Annotated in this window: 11 protein-coding genes; 8 read left to right on the forward strand and 3 right to left on the reverse strand. The window is 65.3% G+C overall.

All coding sequences use genetic code 11. The features are described from left to right. Window positions 1–168: 168 nt before the first annotated feature. The 5 genes from ACLHHB_RS12180 to ade all read left to right on the forward strand — a co-directional run bounded on the left by ACLHHB_RS12180 (window position 169) and on the right by ade (window position 5,202). Window positions 169–825 (forward strand): potassium channel family protein, encoded by a 657-nt coding sequence (locus tag ACLHHB_RS12180; protein ID WP_410218548.1) that lies wholly within the window; start codon window positions 169–171, stop codon window positions 823–825. Next, entirely contained in the window at window positions 822–2,174 is a 1,353-nt protein-coding gene (locus tag ACLHHB_RS12185; protein ID WP_410218549.1) for a TrkH family potassium uptake protein, read from the forward strand. Before ACLHHB_RS12180 ends, ACLHHB_RS12185 begins: the two co-directional genes overlap by 4 nt. Window positions 2,175–2,219: 45 nt before the next feature. Continuing rightward, window positions 2,220–2,807 carry an imidazoleglycerol-phosphate dehydratase HisB gene (gene hisB, locus ACLHHB_RS12190; protein WP_410218550.1) on the forward strand — a complete coding sequence of 196 codons (588 nt, stop codon included), beginning with the start codon at window positions 2,220–2,222 and terminating at the stop codon, window positions 2,805–2,807. Beyond that, window positions 2,807–3,436 carry an imidazole glycerol phosphate synthase subunit HisH gene (hisH, locus tag ACLHHB_RS12195; RefSeq protein ID WP_410218551.1) on the forward strand — a complete coding sequence of 210 codons (630 nt, stop codon included), beginning with the start codon at window positions 2,807–2,809 and terminating at the stop codon, window positions 3,434–3,436. Before hisB ends, hisH begins: the two co-directional genes overlap by 1 nt. Window positions 3,437–3,504: 68 nt before the next feature. After that, complete coding sequence (ade, locus tag ACLHHB_RS12200; protein WP_410218552.1) at window positions 3,505–5,202, forward strand: adenine deaminase; 1,698 nt, start codon at window positions 3,505–3,507, stop codon at window positions 5,200–5,202. 27 nt (window positions 5,203–5,229) lie between these two features. Here ade and ACLHHB_RS12205 read toward each other — a convergent pair whose 3' ends face one another. Further along, a complete protein-coding gene (locus ACLHHB_RS12205) occupies window positions 5,230–5,820 on the reverse strand; it encodes a (d)CMP kinase (protein ID WP_410218553.1) in 591 nt (196 codons plus the stop codon). A gap of 237 nt (window positions 5,821–6,057) precedes the next feature. On the opposite strand from ACLHHB_RS12205, the gene ACLHHB_RS12210 reads away from it, so the two are divergent. Beyond that, window positions 6,058–6,807: a helix-turn-helix transcriptional regulator gene (locus tag ACLHHB_RS12210; protein WP_410218554.1), complete on the forward strand. Its 750-nt coding sequence runs from the start codon at window positions 6,058–6,060 to the stop codon at window positions 6,805–6,807. Window positions 6,808–7,029: 222 nt separating this feature from the next. On the opposite strand, the gene tsf is transcribed toward ACLHHB_RS12210, so the two are convergent. After that, the gene (gene tsf, locus ACLHHB_RS12215) at window positions 7,030–7,941 is read right to left on the reverse strand and encodes a translation elongation factor Ts (RefSeq protein ID WP_410218555.1); all 912 of its coding nucleotides are present in this window, start codon (window positions 7,939–7,941) and stop codon (window positions 7,030–7,032) included. Between the two features lie 83 nt (window positions 7,942–8,024). Further along, complete coding sequence (gene rpsB, locus ACLHHB_RS12220) at window positions 8,025–8,810, reverse strand: 30S ribosomal protein S2 (protein ID WP_410218556.1); 786 nt, start codon at window positions 8,808–8,810, stop codon at window positions 8,025–8,027. 262 nt (window positions 8,811–9,072) lie between these two features. Between rpsB and eda the strand changes: the two genes are divergently transcribed. Both eda and ACLHHB_RS12230 read left to right on the forward strand, forming a co-directional pair. Beyond that, on the forward strand, window positions 9,073–9,717 hold the full coding sequence (gene eda, locus ACLHHB_RS12225; RefSeq protein ID WP_410218557.1) for a bifunctional 4-hydroxy-2-oxoglutarate aldolase/2-dehydro-3-deoxy-phosphogluconate aldolase: 645 nt from the start codon (window positions 9,073–9,075) through the stop codon (window positions 9,715–9,717). 6 nt (window positions 9,718–9,723) lie between these two features. Beyond that, window positions 9,724–10,923: an MFS transporter gene (locus ACLHHB_RS12230; RefSeq protein ID WP_410218558.1), complete on the forward strand. Its 1,200-nt coding sequence runs from the start codon at window positions 9,724–9,726 to the stop codon at window positions 10,921–10,923. Window positions 10,924–11,069 lie beyond the last annotated feature (146 nt).

Genomic DNA, 11,069 nt, shown 5'->3' on the forward strand with positions numbered 1-11,069 from the left:
CGCAGCGACGAACCGCCGCAGAGAAACACTTCATGTCACATTTCAGTCAGGAACGCCACGCGCATCCGTCCGCCCCCCTGACCCTCCCCCATGCACGAAGCGAGAAGGCTTGACGCCCCGCCTGCCCGGATGCAGCATCCGCCCGAAATGGCAAGGGCCTGACACCTGATGGGTAGAGTCAACCGCAGCTTTGTTGTCATCGGCTTGGGTGCCTTTGGCAGCGTTGTCGCACTGGAACTGGCGCGTTTCGGCAATCATGTCCTGGGAATCGACAAGGACCCTCGTCGCGTCGCCGCCTTGGCCGAACAGCTGCCTTCGGCGGTGATTCTGGATGCCACGGACGAAGGCGCCATGCGGGAAGCAGGCGTGGACCGTTATGACGTGGGTCTGGTGTCGATCGGGAACGACCTGGAAAGCAACGTCATCGCTGCCATGAACCTGCGGCTGGTGGGCGTGACCATGGTCTGGGCCAAGGCCGAGAGCCGCACGCATCACCGCATCCTGTCCAGGATCGGCGCCGACCGGGTCGTCCTGCCGGGGTTGGAGATGGGCCGCCACACTGCGCAGATGCTGAACAACCCCGCCGTGCAGGACTATGTCAGCCTCGGCAACGGCTATTCCGTGGTGAACCTGATGATCCCCCAGCGCTTGTCCGGACGCCAACTGTCCGAACTGCAGGTCCATGCGGGGATCGAGGTGCTGGGCCTGATGCGGGGAACCGAGTTCCGCCACACCCGCGACCAGGACCCGGTGCTGCAGACGAACGACCGCCTTCTGCTGCTGGGCAAGCGCGTCGATCTGACCCGCTTTGGCGATCAGTTGTGATCAGCCTTGGCGGCGTGCGACGGGCGCTGATCCGCTGGCTGGCGCGGACCCCTCCTCCCGCGGTGCTGGCATCGGGGTACCTGGCGCTGATCGGAACAGGTGCCTTCCTGCTGCTGCTGCCGCCGATGGCGCGCACGCCCATTTCCCTCAGCGATGCGCTGTTCACCTCGACCTCGGCGGTGACGGTGACGGGCTTGGTGGTGATAGATACCGAGTTCGTCTTCACCTTCTGGGGCCAGCTGGTGATCGCGGTCCTGATCCAGTTGGGCGGTTTGGGGCTGATGACATTCGCCGTGCTGATCTGGTCGGCGCTGGGGCGTCCCCTGGGCATCACGCAGGGAAACTATCTGCGCGAGGATCTGAACCAGACATCCTATGTCAAGCTGACGCGGCTGGTGTGGACGATCCTGCGCATCGTCCTCATGGCAGAAGTCGCGGGTGCCATGCTGTTGTGCCTGTCCTTCATGCCCCACCATGGCTTGGGGCCGGGTCTGTGGCACGCGATCTTCCATTCCGTTTCGGCCTTCAACAACGCGGGCTTTTCGACCTTTTCGCCGGGCCTGACAGGATATGCGCTGGACCCGGTCGTGAACATCGTCATCCCCGCGTTGTTCATTGTCGGAGGCATCGGCTATGTCGTCGTGGCCGACCTGTTCCAGCGCCCTTTCTGGCGGGGCTGGTCGCTTCACACGCGGATGATGATGATCGGGACACTGGTCCTGATCGTCGGCGGCGTGGCGATGACGGCCTTTCTGGAATGGAACAACCCGCGCACGCTGGCGCAGTATGACAGCGCAACCGCCCGCCTGACCGTTGCCTGGTTTCAGGGCGTCACGACACGGACGGCGGGCTTCAACTCGACCGACATCGCCGGGCTGCACGATTCGACCTCGCTGATGTACATGGTGCTGATGGTGATCGGGGCGGGCCCCACCTCGACAGCAGGAGGGCTCAAGGTCACCACCATCTTCGTGATGCTGCTGGCCACCTGGGCCTTCCTGCGCCGCCGGACAGAGGTGTCGGGCTTTGGCCGGGCCATCCCCCTGGGCGACGTCCTGAAGGTGATGGCGCTGATGTCCATCGCCTCGGCCGTGATCCTGACGGCCATCTTCCTGCTGATGCTCAGCCATGATGGTGCGTTCATCGACGTGGCCTTCGAGGTCACGTCCGCCTTTGGCACCGTCGGCCTGTCGCGCGCCTATACGACCGAGCTTTCGGATTTCGGTCGCATCGTCATCATGGTGGTCATGTTCCTCGGACGTGTCGGGCCGCTGACGCTGGGCTTCTTCCTGGCGACGCGGACGATGCCGCGGGTGCGTTATCCGGCCGGTCAGGTCCATCTTGGCTGACGGCGGCGGGCCCCCTATAAGGCGGCCTGACAGGAAGGACATCCCATGCGCCAGGCGACGATCACCCGCACCACCTCGGAAACCCGGATCGAGGTCACGCTGAACCTCGACGGTACCGGGGTTTACGACAACAAGACCGGCGTCGGCTTCTTCGATCACATGCTGGACCAGCTGTCCCGGCATTCGCTGATCGACATGACCATCCGCGCGACGGGCGATCTGCACATCGACGACCACCACACGGTCGAGGACACGGGCATCGCCATCGGTCAGGCGCTGGTGCAGGCGCTTGGTGACAAGAAGGGCATCCGCCGCTATGGCAGCTTCCTGCTGGCGATGGACGATTCGCTGGTGCGCACGGCACTGGATCTGTCGGCGCGGCCCTACCTGGTCTGGAACGTCGATTTCCCGACCGGGAAGATCGGCTCCTTTGATACCGAGCTGGTGCGCGAATTCTTCCAGGCCCTGTCCACCCATGGCGGCATCACGCTGCATGTGGACCGGATCCACGGCCTGAACAGCCACCACATCGCCGAGGCCGCGTTCAAGTCCGTCGCCCGCGCCCTGCGCGAAGCGGTGGAACCCGATCCCCGCATGGCGGGCGTGCTGCCCTCGACCAAGGGGACGCTGTGATGCGGGTCGCCCTGGTCGATTACGACAGCGGGAACCTGCATTCCGCCGAAAAGGCGTTCCAGCTGATGGGCCGCGACGCGGGCGCCGAGGTCTTTGTGACATCGGACCCCGAAACCGCCGCGCACGCGGACCGGATCGTGCTGCCGGGGGACGGCGCCTTTCCCGCCTGCCGCACGGCATTGGGCGAAGTCGACGGCATGGCCGAAGCGCTGCAGCACGCGGTGCTGAGCCGCGGCGTTCCCTTCATGGGCATCTGCGTCGGCATGCAGATGCTGGCCACGACCGGCCATGAATACCGCGCCACCTCCGGCCTCGACTGGATCGGCGGAGAGGTTCAGGCCATCGCGGCGCCGGGCCTCAAGGTGCCGCATATGGGGTGGAACGATCTGGTGGTCGACCACCCCCACCCGGTGCTGGAGGGCGTCTCGACAGGCGATCATGCCTATTTCGTTCACAGCTGGCAGTTTCAGGTGGGCGATCCCGCTCATCGCCTGGCCCATGTCGACTATGGTGGGCCCGTCACGGCCGTGGTCGGGCGGGACAACATCGTCGGGACGCAGTTCCACCCCGAGAAGTCACAGGCCGTCGGCCTGCGCCTGATCGCGAACTTTCTGCGCTGGAACCCCTGATCGCAGGCTTGGCCCCAAAGGCCCTGCCGCCGCGACCAGGTTCCCTCACCGCACACAGGAGAAACGCCATGGACGATCTGGAACGGCGCATCGCGCAGGCGCGGGGCGACCAGCCGGCGGATGTGGTCCTGCGCGGCGGGCAGGTCTTTGATCTGGTGACCGGCGCAATGATCGGCGGAGACGTGGCCCTGTGTGGCGACCGCGTCGTCGGCATCGGTGCCCGGTATGACGGCACGCGTGTCCTTGACGTGACAGGGCTGACGCTGGTGCCGGGCTTCATCGACACGCATCTGCATGTCGAAAGCAGCCTTGTCACGCCATTCGAGTTCGACCGCTGCGTGACGCCGCGCGGCATCACCACCGCCATCTGCGACCCGCACGAGATCGCCAATGTCGTCGGACTGGACGGCATCCGCTATTTCCAGCAGGCGTCCGAGCATCTGCTGATGGACCTGCGCGTGCAATTATCCTCCTGCGTGCCCTCGACAAACATGGAAACGGCAGGCGCCCGGATCGAGGCCGAGGATCTGCGCGCCGTCATGGGCCACCCTTCTGCCATCGGCCTGGCCGAATTCATGAACTATCCGGGCGTGATTCACCGCGATCCTGCTGCCCTGGCCAAGCTGCGCCTGTTCGCGGACGCACATATCGACGGTCATTGCCCGCAATTGTCGGGCCGCGACCTCAACGCCTATATTGCTGCCGGCATCCGTACGGAGCACGAGGCCACCACCGCCGAAGAGGCATTGGAAAAGCTGCGCAAGGGAATGCGCGTGCTGATCCGCGAAGGCTCGGTCAGCAAGGACCTCGATGCGCTGCAACCGGTGCTGACGGACGCGACCAGCGCCTATCTGTGCCTGTGCACCGATGACCGCAATCCGCTGGACATCGGGGAACACGGGCATCTGGACTACATGATCCGCCGCCTGATCGCGCTTGGCACATCGCCGTTGGCGGCCTATCGCGCCGCCAGCCTGTCTGCGGCCGAGGCGTTCGGCCTCAAGGACCGCGGCCTGATCGCACCCGGCCTGCGCGCCGACATCGTCGCGCTGGACAGCCTGGAAAGCTGCCGCGCGCAACTGGTCATGGCGGGCGGACGCGTCGTGGATGACGCGGCCTTCGCGGCACGCGGTCATGTGGCCCCGATCGGGCGTGCCTCGGTCAAGGCGCCTGTTGTCGCGGCCCATGACTTCCGCTGCGCGGGCAACCGCACCGAGACGCCGGTGATCGGCATTCTGGAAGGCAAGATCATCACCGAACATCTTGTTCTGGAGATCGCCCCCGCCGAAGGCGACAAGCGTCCCGATCCTTCGCGCGACCTGACCCGCATCGCGGTGGTCGAGCGTCACGGCAAAAACGGCAACATCGCGGCCGGCTTCGTCCGGGGCTTCGGGCTGCGGACCGGGGCGATCGCATCGACCGTCTGCCATGACCATCACAACATCGCCGTAGTCGGCATCGACTATGAGGACATGGCACTGGCCGCAAATCGCTTGGGCGAGATCGAGGGCGGTTTCGTCGTGGTACAGGACGGCCGCATCCTGGCGGAACTGCCCCTGCCCGTCGCCGGCCTGATGAGCCTTCAGCCATTCGAGGACGTGCGGGAAGCACTGTCCGACCTGCGCGCCGCCGCCCGCACCTTGGGAACCACGCTGGAGGAACCCTTTCTGCAACTGGCATTCCTCGCCCTGCCGGTGATCCCCGCACTGAAGATCACGGATCGAGGCATGGTCGATGTGAACCGGTTCGAGATCATCGCGCCCTGATCTGGCCGCGTACCTGACGGGCTCGGGTCAAAGGTCCGTGCGGACCTTTTCGACGGCGGCGATGGCGCGCGCAATGGCGTCCGCGATGCTGAGGTCGCTGGTGTCCAGCACCAGGGCGTCCTCGGCCGGGCGCAGCGGCGCTATGGCGCGCTCGCTGTCGCGGCGGTCTCGCTCCTGCAACTGCTCCAGCATCTCCTGCGGATCGGCACCAAGCTCCGCCGCGCGCCGGGCCGCCCGCACGGCGTCCGAGGCGACCACGTAAAGCTTCACCTGCGCATCGGGACAGATCACCGTGCCGATGTCGCGCCCGTCCAGCACCGCCCCCGGATCGCGCGCCGCAAAGCGGTGCTGGAACGCGACCAGTGCAGCGCGCACATCGGGAATGGCGGCGATCCGGCTGGCCGCCTGCCCGGCTGCCGCGCTGCGCAGGTCATCCCGCGCCAGATCCTCGGTCGTCAGGCTTTGTGCCGCCGCAACAGGGTCACCACCCTTCGCCCCCGTCGCCCGGTAAAGGAGGCCGGTATCCAGATGATGAAACCCGAAATGGGCGGCCAAGGCACGTGCGATAGTGCCTTTTCCGGATGCCGCGGGACCGTCGATGGCGATGATGAAGGACATGAAAAGGCCGGCCTTGCTGTCAAATCTTTCTGCAGCGCCTCCATGGCACGTTCGGCGCCGGAAGGTCCAGCACCGGCGGTCGCTGATATCTTGCGGATGCCGCATCTGTCGGGACGCCGGACCTCCCGCAAGTTTAATTCGGCAGCACCCTGAAGATTTGCTCAAGATTACCTCTTGGCAAAGCTTCCTACGCACGGTCCAATAGGGCTTTAATAGATTATTTGAGCATTATTATCCATGTTGCCAAGCTACATAGAACGCCTTCTGGACGCGCGGACGATCACCGACATCCGTCGCATCTTTCTGGAAGCGGCAGGGCAGTTCGGTTTTGACCATGCCCTTTATGTGGCCCGCTTCATGCTGTCGGTTCCGGCTTCGTTGCTGCACGAAAAGCCGGTGGTGTTCAGCAACCTGCCGGACCGCCTTCTGGAGGACAGTAAAAACCTGACCGGTCTGGAAAACGATCCGCTGGTCCAATGGGTCCTGACGAATGACGGCACCGTCTCCACCGCGGACCTGATCCGGCACAACCGGGGCGTCGTCCCGCCCAGCCTGCTCCTTGCGCAGCGCCACGACCTGGGCGTTTGCCAGATCATCAGCCTGCGCGACAAGGTCCTGCACAGTGCCGGCGCGGTCGCCCTGATGCCAGGGAAGGGCGCCGACGAGGACGACCTCCAGCGGCAATGGGCGCAGTCGGGGCGGCAGCTGAAGATGCTGACATGGGTGATGCACATGCGCGTGGCGACGATGCAGCGCAAGCCGCCGGCCGCAACGCTGACCCCCCGTCAGCGCGAGGTGCTGGGCTGGCGTTCGGCCGGCAAGACCGTGGGCGAAATCGCAACCATCCTTGGCATCACGCCCGCTACCGTTGAAAAGCACATGCGTCTGGCGCGAGAATCCTTGGGGGTCGAGACAACACCGCAGGCCGTCCTGAAAGCGCATGTGACCCATCAGCTTCACAAGCCGACAAATGGTCTGCGGGACTGACCAATTGCACAAAGGGTAGGGTTTTCCCCCGTTTCCCTGCTGCCGATTTTTAAGTCACATTGGCATGTTCCGTGAGTGGTGACACGTAAGTGTCAGGAACAGACGGCGTCTGGCTCGGTTGCCTTGGCCAGCGCCGTCACCTTGCGTTCCAAATTGCGGCCGGCAACGAAAAATGCCGGCCCCACGGCCGGCATTCTTGTCGGAAACAGCAGAAAGGGCGGATCAGGCGCCGCTGAGGGTCTTGGCGACCTCGGCTGCGAAATCCTCTTCCTTCTTCTCGATGCCTTCGCCGACCATCACGCGGGCATAGCCGGTGATCTCGACGCCCGCATCCTTGGCGGCCTGTTCGACCGTCAGGTCGGGGTTCATCACGAAGGGCTGGCCCATCAGGGTGTTCTCGGCCACGTATTTCTTCATGCGGCCGGGGATGATGTTGTTCTGGATAACAGCTTCGGGCTTCGGCTTGGCCGAGGACGCGTTCTCTTCCAGAGCCTTGGCGGTCTGCACCTGCAGCTCGCGCTCCAGTGCGGCCGGATCCATGGTCGCTTCGGACAGCGAAACCGGATTCGTGGCCGCGATATGCATCGCGAACTGCTTGCCCACGGTCTGTGCCTTGTCGGCCGGACCCGCCAGTGCGACCAGAACGCCGATCTTGCCCAGACCGTCAGCGGCAGCGTTGTGGACGTAGGACACGACGGTTTCGCCTTCCAGCACCTGCACGCGGCGCAGGGTCAGGTTCTCGCCGATGCGGGCGATGGCTCCGGTCACCACGTCGGCGACGGGCTTGCCCTGCAGTTCGGTGGTCTTCAGCGTGTCGACGTCATTGGCACCGTTCAGCGCAACGCCCGTGATGTCGCGGACCAGCTGCTGGAAGTCGGCGTTCTTGGCAACGAAGTCCGTTTCCGAGTTGATCTCGACGGCGACGCCGCGGCCGCCCTCGACCTGCACGCCCACCAGACCTTCGGCGGCAACGCGGTCGGCCTTCTTGGCGGCCTTGGCCAGACCCTTGGTGCGCAGCCAGTCGATGGCCGCTTCCATGTTGCCGTCGGTTTCGGTCAGGGCCTTCTTGGCGTCCATCATGCCTGCGCCGGTGGTTTCGCGCAGTTCCTTCACCATCGCTGCGGTGATTGCCATATCCGTCTCCTCTGTGTTCAACACGTCAGGCGGGGCATATCCCCGCCTGACGACAATTCCGTGAAAGCTTGTATCCGCAGGGATCAGGCCTCGGCAGCGGCCTCTTCGGCGACGGGCGCCTCGTCCAGCAGCTCCTCGGGGGCGTCCGACAGCGAGCCCAGATCGACACCTGCGGCGCCCATCTGCGCCGACATGCCGTCCAGGGCGGCGCGGCTGACCAGATCGCAATACAGCGCGATGGCACGAGCGGCGTCGTCATTGCCCGGGATGATGTAGTCCACACCTTCGGGCGAGCAGTTGGTGTCAACCACGGCCACGACCGGGATGCCCAGCTTCTTGGCTTCCAGGATGGCCAGGTCTTCCTTGTTCACGTCGATCACGAACAGCAGGTCGGGCAGGCCGCCCATGTCGCGGATGCCGCCCAGCGACGCTTGCAGTTTCGACTGCTCGCGCTCCAGCTGCAGACGCTCTTTCTTGGTCAAACCCTCGGCGCCGCCGGCCATGGTCTCGTCGATCGCCTTGAGGCGGTTGATCGACTGGCTGACGGTTTTCCAGTTGGTCAGCGTGCCACCCAGCCAACGGTGGTTCATGTAGAACTGGGCCGACTTTTCAGCGGCATCCGAGATGGCCTTCTGGGCCTGACGCTTGGTGCCGACGAACAGGACGCGGCCGCCCTTGGCGACGGTGTCGCGCACGACCTGCAGGGCCTGGTCCAGCATCGGGACGGTCTGCGTCAGGTCGAGGATGTGGATGCCGTTGCGGTCACCATAGATGAACTCGCCCATGCGGGGGTTCCAACGCTGGGTCTGGTGACCATAATGAACGCCAGCTTCAAGAAGCTGACGCAGCGAGAATTCGGGAAGCGCCATAACGTGTTCCTTTCCGGTTTGCGCCTTGGCAGGGGCTCTCAGGGCGAATGCCCCAACCGGTGGACCTTTTGCGGATGTCTCCCGCATGGGCCCTCCCCTGCCTGTGAAGTGTGCGCGCCATACCTCTTGTCCGTGCCGGATGCAAGGGCTTTGCTTGTGACATTCATGCAGAGAGCGGTGACCGCCCCTCCCGCGGCCCCTTGCATCGCTGACGCCTCCGGTTCAGGTTCGGGGCGATTTTTCCCATCCGTGAAGGTGCGCCATGACCCCGCAGACCCAGTCGCAGCAGACCAAGGCCCTGTGCCAGCTGGCCCCCGTCATTCCGGTGATCGTGATCAAGGACGCGGCCCGCGCCGAAGGCCTGGCGCAGGCGCTGGTTGCGGGCGGCCTGCCCGTGCTGGAGGTGACGCTGCGCTCGGACGCGGCGCTGGACGCGATCCGCGCCATGAGCGGCGTGACGGGCGGCCATGTCGGCGCCGGCACGGTGCTGACCCCCGACGACGCCAGGCGTGCCAAGGATGCGGGCGCCCAGTTCGCGGTATCACCCGGCCTGACCGACCGGCTGATCCAAGCCTGTGCGGACCTTGACCTGCCGCTGCTGCCGGGCGCCGCCACCGCGTCCGAGGTGATGCGCGCCGTCGATGCGGGTTTCGACATGCTGAAGTTCTTTCCGGCCGAGGCCATCGGCGGCGCACCGGCGCTCAAGTCGCTGGCAGGTCCCTTGCCCAAGGTCAGCTTCTGCCCGACCGGCGGCGTGACGCCCCAGAACGCAACCAGCTATCTGTCGCTGCCCAACGTGGTCTGCGTCGGCGGCAGCTGGATCGTGACCGACGCGGATGTGGCTTCGGGCGACTGGCAGGCTATCGAAGACCGCGCCCGCACGGCCGCTGCCCTTCCACGAGGCTGACGGGCGATGACCGACATCAACCGGGCTCGTCGCAACGTCGCCGTCCTGGTGCTGGCTCAGGCGATCCTGGGCGCGCAGATGTCGGTCATCTTCATCGTTGGCGGGCTGGCGGGGCAGATCCTGGCACCGAACCCCTGCGTGGCCACCCTGCCCCTGTCGATGATCATCCTGGGCTCTGCCCTTTCGGCGCGGCCGATGGCTCGCTTCATGCAGAACAGGGGACGCCAAGCCGGCTTTCTGCTGGCCGTTCTAGCCGGAGGTTTGGGCGCGGCGATCGCTGCTTTGGGCTTGTGGCAGGGGTCGTTCCGGCTGTTCATGGGGGGGTCGCTGCTGACCGGCATCTACATGTCGGCCCAGGGTTTCTATCGCTTTGCCGCCACCGACACGGCGCCCGATGATTTCGCCCCCCGCGCGATCAGCTGGGTCATGGCGGGCGGGCTTGCCGCCGCGATCATCGGCCCGGCCCTGGTCCGCATGACCAGCGACCTGACCGCCATGCCGTTCCTAGCAACCTATCTGACGGTGATCGGCCTCAACCTGGTCGGACCGTTCATCTTCGCCTTTCTGGACATTCCCACGCCTCCGGCCCCGCTGCCCGGAGCCTCATCGGGTCGTCCCATGGGGCAGATCCTGCGCACCCCAGTGATCGGCGTCGCGATGATCTGCGGAATGGTCTCCTATGCGCTGATGAACCTGGTGATGACCTCGACGCCCCTGGCGGTGGTCGGCTGCGGCTATCATGCATCGGATGCCGCCAATATCGTCAGTGCCCATGTGCTGGCGATGTTCGCGCCAAGCTTCTTCACGGGGCACCTGATCGCCCGCTTCGGGGCAGAGCGGATCGTCGGGACGGGGCTGGTCATCCTGGCCATGGCCGGTGCCGTGGCCTTGTCCGGCGTCGCGCTGGAGCAGTTCTTCATCACCCTGATCCTGCTGGGGATCGGTTGGAACTTCGGCTATATCGGGGCCACCACGATGCTGACGCGCGCCCATGCCCCTGAGGAGCGCGGGCGCGTCCAGGGCATGAACGACCTTGTGGTCTTTGGCGGCGTCTTTCTGGCCTCCCTGTCGTCGGGTGGGCTGATGAACTGTTCGGGCGGGTCCGTCCAGGCCGGTTGGAACGCCGTGAACCTGGCCATGCTGCCCTTTCTGGTGCTGGCCGGCAGCGCGTTGATCTGGCTGGTTCTGCGTCCCAAGCCTTTCTGACGCACAGCTACAAGAGCGTCTTCTGTTCCGGCGACGGGGTTTTTGCGCGTCTGGATTTTGCCGGGCCCGCAACAGGGCGCGCTTCCAGACGGCCGTCCGCGAACTCGATCTGGAACTGCGGCGTGACAGCGGCATCGGCGGCCTTG

This window comes from Paracoccus sp. (in: a-proteobacteria) (assembly GCF_046462195.1).
Lineage (GTDB): Bacteria > Pseudomonadota > Alphaproteobacteria > Rhodobacterales > Rhodobacteraceae > Paracoccus.

Bases quoted from the DNA above. Each gene is read 5' to 3' on its own strand.
- ACLHHB_RS12180 (WP_410218548.1), top strand. From the start codon at position 169: ATGGGTAGAGTCAACCGCAGCTTTGTTGTCATCGGCTTGGGTGCCTTT.
- hisB (WP_410218550.1), top strand. From the start codon at position 2,220: ATGCGCCAGGCGACGATCACCCGCACCACCTCGGAAACCCGGATCGAG.
- hisH (WP_410218551.1), top strand. From the start codon at position 2,807: ATGCGGGTCGCCCTGGTCGATTACGACAGCGGGAACCTGCATTCCGCC.
- ade (WP_410218552.1), top strand. From the start codon at position 3,505: ATGGACGATCTGGAACGGCGCATCGCGCAGGCGCGGGGCGACCAGCCG.
- ACLHHB_RS12205 (WP_410218553.1), bottom strand. From the start codon at position 5,820: ATGTCCTTCATCATCGCCATCGACGGTCCCGCGGCATCCGGAAAAGGC.
- ACLHHB_RS12210 (WP_410218554.1), top strand. From the start codon at position 6,058: ATGTTGCCAAGCTACATAGAACGCCTTCTGGACGCGCGGACGATCACC.
- tsf (WP_410218555.1), bottom strand. From the start codon at position 7,941: ATGGCAATCACCGCAGCGATGGTGAAGGAACTGCGCGAAACCACCGGC.
- rpsB (WP_410218556.1), bottom strand. From the start codon at position 8,810: ATGGCGCTTCCCGAATTCTCGCTGCGTCAGCTTCTTGAAGCTGGCGTT.
- eda (WP_410218557.1), top strand. From the start codon at position 9,073: ATGACCCCGCAGACCCAGTCGCAGCAGACCAAGGCCCTGTGCCAGCTG.
- ACLHHB_RS12230 (WP_410218558.1), top strand. From the start codon at position 9,724: ATGACCGACATCAACCGGGCTCGTCGCAACGTCGCCGTCCTGGTGCTG.